This window comes from Pseudomonas fluorescens (genome assembly GCF_902497785.1).
GTDB classification, from domain to species: Bacteria; Pseudomonadota; Gammaproteobacteria; order Pseudomonadales; family Pseudomonadaceae; genus Aquipseudomonas; species Aquipseudomonas fluorescens_BO.
This window is the reverse complement of the sequence record NZ_CABVHK010000015.1, coordinates 73,785-88,930: the sequence shown is the minus strand read 5'-3', so window position 1 is coordinate 88,930 and position 15,146 is coordinate 73,785. Positions and strand designations below refer to the sequence as shown.

Annotated in this window: 13 protein-coding genes; 8 read left to right on the top strand and 5 right to left on the bottom strand. The window is 60.2% G+C overall.

Annotation, left to right across the window (positions count from 1 at the left end):
- Positions 1–4: 4 nt before the first annotated feature.
- Genes F8N62_RS21860 through greB form a run of 3 tightly spaced genes read left to right on the top strand, consistent with a single transcriptional unit; the run spans position 5 to position 3,724 of the window.
- Positions 5–688 carry an ABC transporter ATP-binding protein gene (locus F8N62_RS21860; RefSeq protein ID WP_150712632.1) on the top strand — a complete coding sequence of 228 codons (684 nt, stop codon included), beginning with the start codon at positions 5–7 and terminating at the stop codon, positions 686–688.
- A complete protein-coding gene (locus F8N62_RS21855; RefSeq protein ID WP_150712631.1) occupies positions 688–3,192 on the top strand; it encodes an ABC transporter permease in 2,505 nt (834 codons plus the stop codon). Before F8N62_RS21860 ends, F8N62_RS21855 begins: the two co-directional genes overlap by 1 nt.
- Before the next feature lie 34 nt (positions 3,193–3,226).
- Complete coding sequence (greB, locus tag F8N62_RS21850; RefSeq protein ID WP_150712630.1) at positions 3,227–3,724, top strand: transcription elongation factor GreB; 498 nt, start codon at positions 3,227–3,229, stop codon at positions 3,722–3,724.
- Positions 3,725–3,727: 3 nt separating this feature from the next.
- Here greB and F8N62_RS21845 read toward each other — a convergent pair whose 3' ends face one another.
- The 3 genes from F8N62_RS21845 to F8N62_RS21835 all read right to left on the bottom strand — a co-directional run bounded on the left by F8N62_RS21845 (position 3,728) and on the right by F8N62_RS21835 (position 6,248).
- Positions 3,728–4,036 (bottom strand): class I SAM-dependent methyltransferase, encoded by a 309-nt coding sequence (locus tag F8N62_RS21845; RefSeq protein ID WP_150712629.1) that lies wholly within the window; start codon positions 4,034–4,036, stop codon positions 3,728–3,730.
- A 249-nt stretch (positions 4,037–4,285) separates the two neighbouring features.
- Positions 4,286–4,720 carry a DoxX family protein gene (locus F8N62_RS21840; RefSeq protein ID WP_150712628.1) on the bottom strand — a complete coding sequence of 145 codons (435 nt, stop codon included), beginning with the start codon at positions 4,718–4,720 and terminating at the stop codon, positions 4,286–4,288.
- A gap of 106 nt (positions 4,721–4,826) precedes the next feature.
- Positions 4,827–6,248 (bottom strand): transglycosylase SLT domain-containing protein, encoded by a 1,422-nt coding sequence (locus F8N62_RS21835; protein ID WP_150712627.1) that lies wholly within the window; start codon positions 6,246–6,248, stop codon positions 4,827–4,829.
- 235 nt (positions 6,249–6,483) lie between these two features.
- Here F8N62_RS21835 and F8N62_RS21830 point away from each other — a divergent pair, with 235 nt between their 5' ends.
- The gene (locus F8N62_RS21830) at positions 6,484–7,290 is read left to right on the top strand and encodes a TatD family hydrolase (protein WP_150712626.1); all 807 of its coding nucleotides are present in this window, start codon (positions 6,484–6,486) and stop codon (positions 7,288–7,290) included.
- 114 nt (positions 7,291–7,404) lie between these two features.
- Here F8N62_RS21830 and F8N62_RS21825 read toward each other — a convergent pair whose 3' ends face one another.
- Complete coding sequence (locus F8N62_RS21825) at positions 7,405–8,631, bottom strand: acyl-CoA dehydrogenase (RefSeq protein ID WP_150712625.1); 1,227 nt, start codon at positions 8,629–8,631, stop codon at positions 7,405–7,407.
- A 176-nt stretch (positions 8,632–8,807) separates the two neighbouring features.
- On the opposite strand from F8N62_RS21825, the gene F8N62_RS21820 reads away from it, so the two are divergent.
- The 3 genes from F8N62_RS21820 to F8N62_RS21805 all read left to right on the top strand — a co-directional run bounded on the left by F8N62_RS21820 (position 8,808) and on the right by F8N62_RS21805 (position 11,391).
- Entirely contained in the window at positions 8,808–9,737 is a 930-nt protein-coding gene (locus F8N62_RS21820; RefSeq protein ID WP_150712624.1) for a LysR family transcriptional regulator, read from the top strand.
- A gap of 206 nt (positions 9,738–9,943) precedes the next feature.
- A complete protein-coding gene (locus tag F8N62_RS21815) occupies positions 9,944–10,342 on the top strand; it encodes a MerR family transcriptional regulator (RefSeq protein WP_150712623.1) in 399 nt (132 codons plus the stop codon).
- 149 nt (positions 10,343–10,491) lie between these two features.
- Positions 10,492–11,391: a hydroxymethylglutaryl-CoA lyase gene (locus F8N62_RS21805; RefSeq protein ID WP_150712622.1), complete on the top strand. Its 900-nt coding sequence runs from the start codon at positions 10,492–10,494 to the stop codon at positions 11,389–11,391.
- 670 nt (positions 11,392–12,061) lie between these two features.
- Here F8N62_RS21805 and F8N62_RS21800 read toward each other — a convergent pair.
- Positions 12,062–13,756: an AMP-binding protein gene (locus tag F8N62_RS21800; protein WP_150712621.1), complete on the bottom strand. Its 1,695-nt coding sequence runs from the start codon at positions 13,754–13,756 to the stop codon at positions 12,062–12,064.
- 226 nt (positions 13,757–13,982) lie between these two features.
- Here F8N62_RS21800 and F8N62_RS21795 point away from each other — a divergent pair, with 226 nt between their 5' ends.
- Positions 13,983–15,146, top strand: coding sequence for an isovaleryl-CoA dehydrogenase (locus tag F8N62_RS21795; RefSeq protein WP_150712620.1), 1,164 nt, complete (start codon positions 13,983–13,985; stop codon positions 15,144–15,146).

The window sequence follows — 15,146 nt, the reverse complement described above, 5'->3', positions numbered from 1 at the left end:
CTCCATGGGCGCAAGCATTCTCACCGCGAAGAACCTCAGCAAAGTGGTTCCCAGCGCGGAAGGTGAACTGACTATCCTGCACGAACTCAGCCTGGAACTGAACAAGGGCGACAGCCTGGCCATCGTTGGCGCTTCCGGTTCCGGCAAATCCACCCTCCTTGGCCTGCTTGCCGGCCTCGACCTGCCGAGCAGTGGTGAAGTCACCCTCGCCGGCCAGGGCCTGAGCAATCTCGATGAAGACCAGCGTGCGCGCATTCGCGCCGAGCACGTGGGTTTTGTGTTTCAGTCATTCCAGCTGCTCGACAGCCTCAACGCGCTGGAAAACGTCATGCTGCCGCTGGAGCTCGATGGCCGCAAAGACGCCCGTGAGCGCGCCACAGAACTGCTGCAGCGCGTCGGCCTGGGCCAGCGCCTGGCTCACTCGCCGCGCCAGCTCTCCGGTGGCGAACAGCAACGCGTGGCGATTGCCCGTGCATTCGCCGCCGAACCTGACGTGCTGTTTGCCGATGAACCCACCGGCAACCTCGACAGCCACACCGGCGAGCGCATCAGCGATCTTCTGTTCGAACTGAACAAGGAGCGCGGCACGACCCTGGTGCTGGTGACTCACGACGAACGCCTGGCACACCGTTGCCGGCGCCTGATCCGACTTGAAGCCGGCCTGCTGGTCGCCCCTCTGGAGCCTTGATGGCACGCCTGCCGCTGTTGCGCCTGTTCAGTCTCGCCCTCCGCCAACTGCTGCGTGATGCCCGCGCCGGTGAGCTGCGGGTGTTGTTCTTCGCCTTGGTGGTGGCGGTGGCGGCGAGTACTGCCATCGGCTATTTCGGCGCCCGCCTGAACGGCGCCATGATGCTGCGCGCCACCGAATTTCTCGGCGCCGACCTGCTGCTCGAAGGCAGTTCACCGGCACGTCCCGAACAGATCAGAAGCGGCACGGACCTGGGACTCGAACACGCACAGGTGGTGGAGTTCTCCAGCGTCATCGCCACCGACAACGGCATACAACTGTCGAGCATCAAAGCCGCCGACGAGGTTTACCCACTGCGCGGCGAACTGAAAAGCGCCCCGGCGCCTTTCGCCCTGGAAGAAACCGGGGGCGGACCGAAACCTGGTGAAGCCTGGGTAGAAGCGCGGCTGCTGACCGCCCTGGATTTGAAGATGGGCGACAGCATCGACGTCGGCCTGCGCACCCTGAAACTGGCGCGGGTGCTGACCTATGAACCGGACCGCGCCGGCAATTTCTACAGCCTGACGCCCCGTGTGCTGATCAACCTCAGTGACCTCGCCGCCACGGGCGTGGTGCAACCCGGCAGCCGGGTCAGCTACCGTGAACTCTGGCGCGGACCGGCCGAAACGCTGGAAACCTATCGCCAACTGATCAAGCCTGGACTCGCTGCCAACCAGCGCATTCAGGACGCGCGCGACGGCAACCGACAGATTGGCGGCGCACTGGGCAAGGCCGAACGTTACTTGAACATGGCCAGCCTGGTGGCAGTGCTGTTGTCGGGTGTGGCGGTGGCGCTGTCGGCGACGCGCTTCGCCACCCGCCGCTTCGACGCCAGTGCGTTGCTGCGTTGCCTGGGATTGTCCCGTCGGGAAACCATGGTGCTGTTCAGTTTGCAGTTGACGGTGCTTGGCCTGCTGGCCAGCATCAGCGGTGCGCTGATTGGCTGGTTGGCGCAGCTCGGACTGTTCGCGCTACTGCACGATTTGTTGCCCACCGATGTGCCGCCGGGCGGCCTGTTTCCGGCCATCGCCGGGATCGGCACCGGGCTGGTGGCGCTGGCCGGTTTCGCCTTGCCGCCACTGGCTGCGCTCGGCCGGGTCCCGCCGTTGCGCGTACTGCGTCGCGACATGCTGCCGATTCCTTCCAGCACCTGGATGGTCTACGGCGCGGCATTGGGCGCACTTGGGCTGATCATGTGGCGCCTGAGCCTGGACCTGGTGCTGACGTTTGCCCTGCTCGGCGGTGGTGTGATTGCGGCGCTGGTACTCGGCGGTTTGCTGTTGTTGCTGCTAAAAAGCCTGCGCCGCATGCTCGCCCGCGCTTCGTTGCCGTGGCGCCTCGGTCTGGGGCAATTGCTGCGTCACCCACTCGCGGCGGCCGGTCAATCACTGGCCTTCGGGTTGATCCTGCTGTCCATGGCGCTGATCGCCCTGTTGCGCGGAGAGTTGCTGGACACCTGGCAGAATCAGTTGCCGAAAAACGCACCGAACTATTTCGCGCTGAACATCCTGCCGGCGGACAAACAGGCCTTCACCGATCGCCTGATCGAACTGTCAGCACAATCGGCGCCGCTTTACCCGGTGGTGCCGGGACGGCTGATCAGCATCAACGGCGAGCCGGTGCAGGAGATCGTCAGCAAGGACTCGGCCGGGGATCGGGCGATCCAGCGCGACCTCAGCCTGACCTGGGCGGCGGACCTGCCGACAGGAAACGCACTCACCTCCGGCAACTGGTGGAGCGAGCAGCCGGCAGATGACATTCCCGGCGTGTCGGTGGAAGGTAAAGTCGCCGAAAGCCTGAAACTCAAATTGGGCGATCACATGGTGTTTACCGTGGGCGGGGTCAATCGCGAAGCGAAGGTCACCAGCTTGCGAGACATCAACTGGGACAACTTCCAGCCGAATTTTTTCATGATCTTCCAGCCGGGCACACTCAAGGATCTGCCAGCGACCTACCTGACGAGTTTCTATCTGGCGGCAGGTCACGATCAGCAGATTGTCGACCTGTCCCGCGCCTTCCCGGCGGTCACCATCCTGCAAGTCGAAGCCTTGCTGGAGCAGCTGCGCAGCATCCTCGCCCAAGTCACCCTGGCGGTGGAATATGTGTTGTTGTTCGTGCTGGCGGCGGGGATGGCAGTGTTGTTCTCGGGCCTGCAAGCGACGCTCGATGAACGCATTCGTCAGGGCGCATTGCTACGAGCCCTGGGGGCCGAGCGACAATTGCTGGTCAAGGCGCGGCGGATCGAGTTCGGCCTGCTGGGCGCCGTCAGCGGATTATTGGCAGCGCTCGGATCGGAACTGGTGAGCCTGGTGCTGTACCGCTACGCGTTCGATCTGCCATGGCACCCGCACCCGTGGCTGTTGGTCCTGCCATTGATCGGCGCTGTGCTGATCGGCGGTGCCGGCGTCTTCGGCACACGCCGTGCCTTGAACGCCAGCCCCCTGACAGTGTTGCGCGAGGGTTGATAGACTTCAGCCTTCGCAACCACAAGAAGTCGCCATGAGCCGTTATCGCCCTCCCCGCACCGCCGGCACCGCGCTGATCACCCCGGAAGGTGAAGCGCGGATGCGCGCCGAGTTTCATGAGCTCTGGCACGTGCGCCGGCCGCAAGTGACGCAATCGGTCAGCGAGGCAGCGGCGCAGGGTGATCGCTCGGAAAACGCCGAATACACCTACGGCAAGAAAATGCTGCGCGAGATCGACAGTCGCGTGCGCTTTCTCACCAAACGGCTGGAAGCGCTCAAAGTGGTCAGCGAGAAGCCCAGCGATCCGAACAAAGTCTACTTTGGCGCCTGGGTCACCATCGAAGACGAGGACGGCAAAGAATCGCGCTACCGCATCGTCGGGCCGGATGAACTGGACCTGAAATCAGGCCTGATCAGTATCGACTCACCGCTGGCACGCGCCCTGATCGGCAAGGCGCTGGACGCTGAAGTCCGGGTCCAGACGCCGACTGGCGAGCAGTGTGTGTATATCGTGGCGATCGAGTATCCCTGAACCTCAGCGCCGGGTAATCAGCCCTTGGCGGGCAACGCGGGTCAGTTGTCTGATCATTTGCGGTGCGTCCTCGATGCTGGGCGACTGAATCACTGCCAGATCGAAACTGTCGCTGGCAAACCGGGCCAGCGATTCACCGTCTTCGACAAACTGGATCAGGAACGCTGCCGGGCCGCCGGTGCGACGTGGCCAGCCATCGAGGTAACGCAGGAGCGTCGGCTGATGTTTACCGCCAAGCAGGATTTTTGGATTGCGCTGGGTGAGGTGTGCCGTAATCGGCGCGGGGCGTACAACGGGGTTTAATGCATTCATCGTGTCGTGTCTCTGCCTCAAAAGTCTGCATGGCAGGTGAGAGGCAACACCGAACCAGCGCTTTAGCGGTATTTCGAAGCCTGTTTCAAGCTTCTATCGGTAACTGAAATGAGTCACCTGGCGCCCCGCAAGTAGCTGTTTAAATCGGCGCATGGGCAGCATCCTAGAGAAGCTGACCGGACAGTGTCAAGAATGACGCACAACAAAAAAGGCCCGCGCAATGCGGGCCTTTTCGTTGAGCCAGAGCGGTCAGCCTGCGATGGCGCGGTCCACCGACAGCTTGCCGGCACCTTCGATCAATACCGCGATGCTGCCACCCAACAGGGCCAGGGCAAACTCATAACCATTGTTGGCCATGAACAGACCGTGGCTGATGTGCACGGTGAAGATCGCGACCAGCGACAGGAATGCCAGCCCCAGCGCTGCGGGGCGTACCAGCAGACCGATGATCAGGGCCAGACCGGCGAAGAATTCAGTGCCTCCGGCCAAGGTGGCCATGACGTAGCCGGGCGTCAGGCCGAGGCTTTCCATGTACTGCGCAGTGCCCGCCAGACCATAGCCACCGAATGCACCGAACAACTTTTGCGATCCGTGAGCGGCGAAGATGATGCCGACGAAGATCCGCAGGACCGTGAGGCCGTAGCCAGCGCGGGTAAACAGTACCTTGTTGATCAGTGTGCTCATGCTGTGTCATCCATTTTGAGAGTTATGTGTTGGTTGGCCGCTATATTAATCAGTAAATCCAATCTTAAAAGCGCAATAATTCCGCCATAACGATCAGTTTAGTCGATCATTTACGTGAGGCAACCTTCTGCCCCTCGGGCTCCAACGACTCCCGCTCCCGATCGAACGCCAGGTAATACTTGTTCACGCTATTAACATAGCTGACCGGTCCCATTCCCACCTGCTCCATGGCAATGCGTTCGACTTGAAAGAACCACTGATTTGGATTGAGGCCTCGTCGCCGCGCCTCGGCGCGCATGCCCTGAACCCGCTCCGGTCCGATGTTGTAGGCCGCGAGCACAAACGCCATGCGCTCACGCTCGTTGAGTTTGGGGCTGGCAAAAAACTTGCGACGGATCATCGCCAGGTATTTGGCCCCGGCCTGCACGTTGGCATCGAGGTTCTGGATGTTATTGACCCCGACCCGCTGGGCCGCGGACGGGGTGATCTGCATCAGGCCGGTGGGCCCGCCACCGCTGCGTGCATTAGGTTGCAGCGCGGATTCCTTGAACGCCAGTGCCGCCAGGTTGAGCCAGTCCATGCCTTGGGCATCGGCATGCTTTTGCAGCACCGGGCGCAGTTTTTCCAGGCGCTGGCGATCGGCCTTGGCCAATGGGTAGTGGACTTGATATAGACGGCGATAAATCCGCAGGAATGCGACGTCCTGATCCGAGGGCTTTTTATAACCGGTGAGGAAGCGGTTGACGCTCGCGCGCAACATCGAGGCGTCGCGACGCACAAACCAGAACTCCTCCCCCGGCTCGCTGATGAGCACCTGCCGGTCAAAGCGCAGCTTGGGCAATATCTTGCCCCAGCGCTCGGCAATCGGTTGCTCGACGATGGTCAGGTGGAAGATGCCGCCCTGGACCATCTCCAGCACGTCTTCGACCGCGAGGCTAGGATCGACCCACTCGATCGTCACCGGTGCCAGTTTGCGCAGGGCGAGCTTTTGATTGATTTGACTGATGGCATCCCCGGCGGCGCTGCCGGTGGGCAATGCGAGGGTTTTACCGGACAGTTGTTCGAGACGGGTGTAGCGTTTCTCGCCTTTGATCCCGACCAGAACCAGCGGGATATTGCTGGAGATAGGCTCGCTGGTGCTGACGGCGAAACCCGGTTGCAGGTCGAGCAATTCCCCCGGCGCGACCAGATCTCCCTCCCCCCGTTGCAATGCACCGAGCAACTGATCCTTGGCTCGGGGGATGATCTTGAGGGTGACTGCCTGACCGTCACGGGCATGGCCGTTGAGGTACTGCTCGAAGGCACGCAAGCGATGGTATTCGACGCCGATCGCCTGGCCCTGAACCTCGCCGGAACTGTTGCGGCTCTGGTTGACCAACACCCTGAGCACGCGACTGCTGCGAATTTCCTGAAGGTCGCGCACCTTGGCGACCGGCACGGCTTGCAACGGACCGGCCAGACGCGCAACCGCCGGCATCGGCAGCAACAACGAACCACACAGCAGTAACAAAATCGAGGGACGTATCATCCACTCTCCGGAAAGAATACTGGGCCGAATTCAACAAACAGCGTGAAATCGAACGACAGAAACAGAGCGCCATGACCGCTGGCAAAGTGCGAAAGACTGGCACAGTGATGGCACCGTGACCACCCCAGCCTGTCTCGCGGCATCAAAAGACAGCTTTAACTCGTTGTAGTTCTTGGCTTTTCTTATAAATCTACAGCTCTGATATGCTTTCCGGCCTTTGGTCCGAGGTAGCACCATGCAACTCATCGATATCGGCGTCAACCTGACCAACCCCGGTTTTGCCGACAAACATCAGGCTGTACTCGACCGCGCCTATGCCGCCGGGGTCTGCCAATTGGTATTGACCGGCACCAGCGTTGACGGCAGCGAACAGGCGCTGGAACTGTGCCAGCAACTGGATGAAACGGGCCAACGACTGTTCGCCACCGCTGGCATTCACCCGCATTCCGCCAGCGACTGGAACGCCGACAGTGCACGGCGTCTGCGCAGTTTGCTCAAAGAGCCAAACGTGGTGGCCGTGGGTGAGTGCGGGCTGGATTTCAATCGCGATTTCTCGCCGCGCCCGCAACAGGAAAAAGTCCTCGAACAACACTTGGAGATGGCGATCGAACTGCAACTGCCGGTGTTCCTCCATGAGCGGGACGCCAGCCAGCGCTTGCTGGAAATCCTCCGGGATTACCGCGATCAACTCCCGGCCGCCGTGGTGCATTGCTTCACCGGCGAGAAGAAGGCGCTGTTCAGCTACCTCGACCTGGATTTGCACATCGGTATTACCGGCTGGATCTGCGACGAGCGTCGGGGCACACACTTGCATCCGCTGGTGAAAGAGATCAAACGCGGACGGCTGATGCTGGAAAGTGATGCGCCGTACCTGCTGCCGCGCAGTTTGCGGCCCAAGCCAAAGAATGGCCGCAATGAGCCGGCGTATCTGACGGAAGTACTGCGCGAAGTCGCGCTGCATCGCGGGGAAAGCGAGGAAGATCTGGCAGCCCACAGCACCGCATGTGCACGGGCGTTTTACGGGCTGCCAATAATCGACTGATGCCCCCAGCTACTGTAGGAGCGAGCTTGCTCGCGATGATCGTCAACGATAACGCGTGCTTGCTGGATGAACGCGGTGTCTGGGAGTTCATCGCGAGCAAGCTCGCTCCTACAATTAATGGCTGCGCAGCATTTCTTTCGGCACGTACTTGCCGATCTCGAACTTGCCAATGGCCGCGCGGTGCACTTCATCCGGGCCATCGGCCAGGCGCAGGGTGCGTTGCATCGCGTACATGTAAGCCAGCGGGAAGTCGTTGGAAACCCCTGCCCCGCCGTGAATCTGGATCGCCCGGTCGATGACCCGCAACGCCACGTTCGGCGCGACAACCTTGATCTGCGCGATCTCGCTCTTCGCCACTTTGTTGCCGACGGTGTCCATCATGTACGCCGCTTTCAGTGTCAGCAGGCGAGCCATGTCGATTTCCATCCGCGAGTCGGCGATCTTGTCGATGTTGCCGCCCAGACGCGCCAGCGGTTTGCCGAACGCCGTGCGGTTCACTGCGCGTTTGCACATCAGTTCCAGCGCGCGCTCGGCCATGCCGATCGAACGCATGCAATGGTGAATCCGGCCCGGACCAAGGCGACCTTGAGCAATTTCGAAGCCGCGTCCTTCGCCCAGCAGGACGTTTTCGTACGGCACCCGAACGTTTTCGAACAACACTTCAGCGTGGCCGTGGGGTGCATCGTCGTAACCGAATACCGGCAGCGGACGAACGATCTTCACCCCGGGAGCGTCCACCGGCACCAGAATCATTGAGTGCTGCGCATGGCGCGGCGCGTCAGGATCGCTCAGGCCCATGAAGATCAGGATCTTGCAACGTGGGTCGCAGGCCCCCGACGTCCACCATTTCTTGCCGTTGATCACCCATTCGTCACCGTCACGCACGGCGCGGGCGGCCATGTTGGTGGCATCGGATGAAGCCACGTCCGGCTCGGTCATGGCGAACGCTGAACGGATCTCGCCGCGCAGCAGCGGTTCGAGCCAGCGCTGTTTCTGTTCTTCGTTGGCGTAGCGCACCAGCACTTCCATGTTGCCGGTGTCCGGTGCCGAGCAGTTGAAGGGCTCGGGGCCCAGCAGCGAGCGGCCCATGATTTCTGCCAAAGGCGCGTATTCGAGGTTGGTCAGGCCGGCGCCGAGCTCGGACTCAGGCAGAAACAAATTCCACAGCCCTTCAGCCTTGGCCTTGAGCTTGAGTTCTTCCATGATCGCCGTCGGCTGCCAGCGGTCGCCTTCGGCAACCTGGCGCTCGAACACGGCTTCGGCGGGATAGACGTAGGTGTCCATGAACGCGGTCACGCGCTCACGCAGTTCCTGAACCTTGGGCGAATAAGCGAAATCCATGAGCAGCTACCTTCTTGGGAGAGGTTGTTTAGGTCATGCAATCGATGCTAGAACAGCTACGAAAATTTACCTAGCCTATTCTCGGCGTGTATTAACATTCATCACCGATATATGATCGACTGATTGCCAAGGCCCTCGGCCCGATCAAAAAGCCCCAACAATAAGAGTGCAGCGCAATGAATCTGAGCAAGGTCGACCTCAACCTTTTCATCGTCTTCGACGCGATCTACACCGAAGCCAACCTGACCCGCGCCGGGCAGATTGTCGGCATCACCCAACCGGCGGTGTCGAACGCGTTGGCGCGCCTGCGCGAGACCTTCAACGATCCTTTGTTCGTGCGGACCGCCCAGGGCATGGTGCCCACGCCGATGGCGCAGAACATCATCGGCCCGGTGCGCAACGCCCTCTCGCTGCTGCGGGTGTCGGTGCAGGAAAGCCGTATTTTCAACCCGCTGCAGGCGGTCAAGACCTACCGCATCAGCATGACCGACCTTACCGAAGCAGTGATCCTGCCGCCGCTGTTCCAGCGTTTGCGGCGTCTGGCGCCGACGGTGATCATTGAAAGTTTCCTGTCCAAGCGCCGTGAAACCACCAAGGAACTGGCGGCGGGCCGGCTGGATTTCGCGGTGGATGCGCCACTCAACACCGACCCGCAGGTACGGCACGTCAAGTTGATGGAAGACCGATACGTGTGTGCGATGCGCAAGGGGCATCCGCTGGCGGGCAAGGAAAAATTCTCCCTCGATGACTATCTGTCATTGACCCATATCCATATCTCCAGCCGCCGCAGCGGTCTGGGCCATGTCGACCTGGCCTTGGGGAAGATGGGCATCCAGCGCAAGATCGCCCTGCGGTCGCAGCATTACCTGATGGCTTCGCAAGTGTTGCAGCAGACTGACATGGTCATGACCGTGCCGGAGCGCTTTGCCCGGCGTAACGACCTGCACGCCTTCAGCCTGCCGGTCAACGATGTGCCTGCGGTGGAGACCCATCTGTATTGGCACGAGAGCACCGACCAGGACCCGGCCAATCGCTGGATGCGCGAGCAGATGATCGAGTTGTGCCAGCAGGTGACGGCGCATGAGAAGAAGCTCGACAAGGTGTAGGGCTTTGCACCGCGTCATCGTTTTTCGCGGGCAAGCCCGCTCCCACAGGGATCTCCAGTGAGCACGGCATTTGTGAACACCAAAAAATTCTGTGGGAGCGGGCTTGCCTGCGAAGAGGCCCGCACGAACACCGAAGAACCACGCCCCCTTGACGTAAACGTCAACCTGCCATTAGCTTAGCGCCATGACCTTTCTCGAGCGCGCCCATGAGCAGCCAGACCTATAGCATTTCCGATCTCGCCCGCGAGCTCGACATCACCACGCGGGCCATTCGCTTTTATGAAGAGCAAGGCCTGCTCAGCCCCGAGCGTCGTGGTCAGGAGCGCATTTATTCGCCTCGCGACAAGGTCAGCCTGAAACTGATCCTGCGAGGCAAGCGCATCGGCTTCTCCCTCGCCGAATGCCGCGAGCTGATCGAGCTTTACGACCCCACCGGCGGCAATCAGAAACAGCTGCAAACCATGTTGAACAAAATTTCCGAACGCCGCGAACAGCTTGAGCAGCAGATGCTCGACATCGAACAGATGAAGCTCGAACTGGACACCGCGCAGGAGCGCTGCACCCAGGCGCTGGAGCAGACGATGAAGAGTCAGGTGGTCGTTTAACGGGCAAACCCCGTCCACTGTGGGAGCGAGCCTGCTCGCGATGGCGGACGGTCAGTCAACATCTCTATTGAATGTCATGCCCTCATCGCGAGCAGGCTCGCTCCCACAGGGTTGCGTGAACATCCAGACAAACAGAAAAGGTCATTCCCATGTCCCTTCCCTCCCACGTTCGCCTGGTCGAAGTCGGCCCACGCGACGGTCTGCAAAATGAAGCCCGGCCGATCAGTGTCGCCGACAAGGTGCAACTGGTCGATGCATTGACCGCTGCCGGCCTCGGCTATATCGAAGTCGGCAGTTTTGTCTCGCCCAAATGGGTGCCGCAAATGGCCGGCTCTGCCGATGTCTTCGCGCAAATTCAGCGCAAACCGGGCGTGACCTACGGCGCCCTGGCCCCCAACCTGCGTGGCTTCGAAGATGCGATCGCCGCCGGGGTCAAGGAAGTCGCCGTGTTCGCCGCGGCGTCCGAAGCGTTCTCCCAACGCAACATCAATTGCTCGATCAGCGAAAGCCTGGAGCGCTTCGCGCCGATCATGCAGGCTGCCAAACAACACGGCGTCACCGTGCGCGGTTACGTGTCGTGTGTGCTGGGCTGCCCGTACGAAGGTAACGTCGCGCCGGAGCAGGTTGCCCGGGTGGCTCGCGAGCTCTATGCGATGGGCTGCTACGAAGTCTCGCTGGGAGACACCATCGGCACCGGCACTGCCGGCGCGACGCGCAGGATGTTCGACGTGGTGTCGGCAGATGTGCCGCGGGAGAAACTCGCCGGGCACTTCCACGATACCTACGGCCAGGCCATGGCCAATATCTATGCGAGCCTGCTCGAAGGCATCGCGGTGTTCGACAGCTCCATCGCCGGCCTCGGCGGCTGCCCATATGCCAAGGGCGCCAGCGGTAACGTGGCCACCGAAGACGTGGTGTATCTGTTGAATGGCCTGGGTATCGACACCGGGATCGACCTGGACGCGTTGATTGTTGCCGGCCAGCAGATTTGCACGGTACTGGGACGTCCCACCGGTTCGCGCGTGGCCAAGGCGCGTAACGCACAATGATTGCACCGGTGTGACAGGGTGTTACCGCTGCGGCGAAAATGTGGGGCGCAAGCGAGTAACACGGAAACAAATTGTCGGATTTTTCCTGAATGAAAAATCCTACAAAAACTCAACCTCTTGAATTTAAAGGGTTTTTAAAAGTTGGCACGGCTTCTGCTATCTCTATGGCATAACAAGAATAAAAAGCAGCAAACCAATAAAAATAAGACGAAACGACTCTGACATAACAAGAACAACACGGCAGAGACGCAGCTAACAGATTTTTTTGGAGAAGGTGTGCTTTTCAGGGTGCTTTTCGAAGTAACCCGCAACCGGGCAGAGAACAATAAAACTACCCTCAGGTAGCTCCCGAACTGGTTGGATCGCTCAGCGAAAAAGCAAATCAGCGCTCAAAAAAATACGTTTGCTCTTGATCCCGGATGGGGATCGATAAAAACAGCGGTAAAGGGTCACGGTTGCCAAAAACAAAAACAGACCGCCCCTTAATAATAAAAAAAGAGCACGCGCAACGACAAAATTAAAGGGGAGCTTCGGCTCCCCTTTGTGCTTTCTGCGATTCCTGAAAGAGCCTGAAGATGGATACAAATCCCCGTAGGAGCTGGCGCAGCCTGCGATCTTTTGATCTGAACCTTCTGCGCCAAGCCCAAAAGATCGCAGCCTTCGCCAGCTCCTACGGCATCGCTTTGAGCTCCTCGATGCTGATCTCGCGCATCCGGAATTTCTGGATCTTGCCGGTTACCGTCATCGGAAACTCTTCCACAAACTTGAAGTAACGCGGCGTCTTGAAGTGGGCGATGCGCTCCTTGCACCAGGTCTTCAGTTCTTCTTCAGTCGCGCTGTGGCCGGGGTGGAATTTGATCCAGGCGACGATTTCCTCGCCATAACGCGAACACGGAATGCCGATCACTTGCACATCCGCCACCGCCGGGTGGGTAAAGAAAAATTCTTCCAGCTCCCGCGGGTAAACATTCTCACCGCCGCGGATGATCATGTCCTTGTTGCGTCCGGCAATGCACACGTAACCCTCTTCATTCATGCTCGCCAAGTCACCGGTGTGCATCCAGCCGGCCTGATCGATGGCCTCGGCAGTGCCTTGCGGGTTGTTCCAGTAACCGAGCATCACGCTGTAACCGCGAGTGCAAAGCTCACCAATGATGCCGCGCGGTACCAGATTGCCCGCCTCGTCGATGATTTTGCTTTCCAGTTGCGGCTGGGTGCGGCCGACGGTGGTAACGCGCAATTCCAGTTCGTCTGACGGACCGGTCTGCAAGGACACCGGGCTGGTTTCCGTCATGCCGTAGGCAATCTGCACTTCGCTCATGTGCATTTCGCTGATGACCCGGCGCATCACTTCGATCGGGCAGGTTGCACCGGCCATGATCCCGGTGCGCAGGCTCGACAGGTCGAACTCGCGGCGATTGGGCTGATCGAGCATGGCGATGAACATGGTCGGCACGCCATACAGCGCGGTGGCTTTTTCTTCGGCAACGGTGGTCAGCGTCAGCAGCGGATCGAAGGCATCGTTCGGGTAGATCATGGTGCTGCCATGGGTAATGCACCCGAGGTTGCCCATGACCATGCCGAAGCAGTGATACAGCGGCACCGGGATCACCAGCCGGTCGTTGGCGGTCAGGCCAAGGCTTTCACCGACCATGTAGCCGTTGTTGAGAATGTTGTAGTGACTGAGGGTCGCACCCTTGGGGAAACCGGTGGTACCGGAGGTGTACTGGATGTTCACCGCTTGGTCGAAGTGCAGGCTGTCCTGACGTTCCTGCAACTGTTCAGCAGTGAGGCTGGCCGCCAGATCGCTCAGCTGTGACCACGGCAGAAAACCCGAGGGCGGCTGCGCATCGAGGCTGATCACACCGCGCAGGTCCGGCAGGCGCTCGCTCTGCAATTGACCGATGGACTGCTCCGCCAGCTCAGGCACAAGACCTTGCAGCATCGCGTGGTAGTTGGACGTCTTGAAAGCACCCGCGCAGACCAGCCATTGGCAGCCTGATTGCTTCAACACGTATTCCAGCTCGGAACTGCGATACGCCGGGTTGATGTTGACCAGGATCACGCCGATCTTCGCGCTGGCGAACTGGCTGATGCACCACTGGGCGCAATTCGGCGCCCAGATGCCCAGGCGATCACCGGTCTGCAAGCCCAGCGCCAATAAGGCTCTGGCGTGCAGGTCCACGGCGTCGGACAGTTGCTGCCAGGTGTAGCGCAACTGCTGATGGCGCACCACCAACGCCTCTCCGGTCGGGTACTGCGCGACAGTGTTGTCGAAGGCTTGACCGATAGTCATCGCCAGCAGGGCTTTGTCCTGAGAACCACGGGTATAGCTGCGCTGCGGGCTTGCACTGGGTTGATCCATGACGACCCCTATTGTCTTTATTGTAGGAGCGTGACTTGTATGGTGAGGGAGTTAGCTCCCTTGCCACAACGTCCGACGCTAGGCTGTAAGAACAGTCCTACTCTCGCTCAAGTTGACGTTAACGTAAAGGGTGATTGACAGCCATTCGTCACAGGCTTACGTTAACGTAAAGGTGAGAGCCAAATCGCTGCCCTCCCCGCCCAACAAAAAAGCCAAAAGGTGACCCATGAGCTACCCATCCCTGAACTTTGCCCTCGGTGAAACCATCGACATGTTGCGCGATCAGGTTCAGTCCTTCGTCGCCAAAGAGATCGCTCCGCGCGCCGCTCAGATCGACATCGACAACCTGTTCCCTGCCGACCTGTGGCGCAAATTCGGCGACATGGGCCTGCTCGGCGTTACCGTGCCGGAAGAGTACGGCGGTGCTGGCCTGGGTTACCTGGCGCACGTGGTGGCGATGGAAGAAATCAGCCGCGGCTCGGCCTCGGTCGCCCTGTCCTATGGCGCCCACTCCAACCTCTGCGTCAACCAGATCAACCGCAACGGCAACCACGAACAGAAAAGCAAATACCTGCCGAAGCTGATCAGCGGCGAGCACGTCGGCGCCTTGGCCATGAGCGAACCGAATGCCGGTTCCGACGTGGTCTCGATGAAATTGCGCGCCGACAAACGTGGCGACCGCTACGTGCTCAACGGCAGCAAAACCTGGATCACCAACGGCCCCGACGCCAGCACCTACGTGATCTACGCCAAGACTGACCTGGAAAAAGGCCCCCACGGCATCACCGCGTTCATCGTCGAGCGTGACTGGAAAGGCTTCAGCCGCAGCAACAAATTCGACAAGCTCGGCATGCGCGGTTCCAACACCTGCGAGCTGTTCTTCGATGACGTCGAAGTACCGGAAGAAAACATTCTCGGCGTACTCAACGGCGGCGTGAAAGTGCTGATGAGCGGCCTCGACTACGAGCGCGTTGTGCTCTCCGGCGGCCCGACCGGGATCATGCAGGCGTGCATGGACCTGATCGTTCCCTACATCCACGACCGCAAGCAATTCGGCCAGAGCATCGGCGAATTCCAGCTGATCCAGGGCAAGGTCGCCGACATGTACACCCAACTCAACGCCAGCCGTGCCTACCTGTATGCCGTGGCTCAAGCCTGCGAACGCGGCGAAACCACGCGCAAGGACGCTGCCGGCGTGATCCTCTACAGCGCCGAGCGCGCCACGCAAATGGCCCTCGACGCGATCCAGATTCTCGGCGGCAACGGCTACATCAACGAATTCCCGGCCGGCCGTCTGTTGCGTGACGCCAAGCTGTACGAAATCGGCGCCGGCACCAGCGAGATTCGTCGCATGCTGATCGGTCGCGAACTGTTCAACGAAACCCGCTAA

Bases quoted from the DNA above. Each gene is read 5' to 3' on its own strand.
- F8N62_RS21855 (WP_150712631.1), top strand. From the start codon at position 688: ATGGCACGCCTGCCGCTGTTGCGCCTGTTCAGTCTCGCCCTCCGCCAA.
- F8N62_RS21820 (WP_150712624.1), top strand. From the start codon at position 8,808: ATGAATCTGAGCAAGGTCGACCTCAACCTTTTCATCGTCTTCGACGCG.
- F8N62_RS21845 (WP_150712629.1), bottom strand. From the start codon at position 4,036: ATGAATGCATTAAACCCCGTTGTACGCCCCGCGCCGATTACGGCACAC.
- F8N62_RS21800 (WP_150712621.1), bottom strand. From the start codon at position 13,756: ATGGATCAACCCAGTGCAAGCCCGCAGCGCAGCTATACCCGTGGTTCT.
- F8N62_RS21805 (WP_150712622.1), top strand. From the start codon at position 10,492: ATGTCCCTTCCCTCCCACGTTCGCCTGGTCGAAGTCGGCCCACGCGAC.
- F8N62_RS21860 (WP_150712632.1), top strand. From the start codon at position 5: ATGGGCGCAAGCATTCTCACCGCGAAGAACCTCAGCAAAGTGGTTCCC.
- F8N62_RS21795 (WP_150712620.1), top strand. From the start codon at position 13,983: ATGAGCTACCCATCCCTGAACTTTGCCCTCGGTGAAACCATCGACATG.
- F8N62_RS21840 (WP_150712628.1), bottom strand. From the start codon at position 4,720: ATGAGCACACTGATCAACAAGGTACTGTTTACCCGCGCTGGCTACGGC.
- F8N62_RS21835 (WP_150712627.1), bottom strand. From the start codon at position 6,248: ATGATACGTCCCTCGATTTTGTTACTGCTGTGTGGTTCGTTGTTGCTG.
- F8N62_RS21830 (WP_150712626.1), top strand. From the start codon at position 6,484: ATGCAACTCATCGATATCGGCGTCAACCTGACCAACCCCGGTTTTGCC.
- F8N62_RS21825 (WP_150712625.1), bottom strand. From the start codon at position 8,631: ATGGATTTCGCTTATTCGCCCAAGGTTCAGGAACTGCGTGAGCGCGTG.
- greB (WP_150712630.1), top strand. From the start codon at position 3,227: ATGAGCCGTTATCGCCCTCCCCGCACCGCCGGCACCGCGCTGATCACC.
- F8N62_RS21815 (WP_150712623.1), top strand. From the start codon at position 9,944: ATGAGCAGCCAGACCTATAGCATTTCCGATCTCGCCCGCGAGCTCGAC.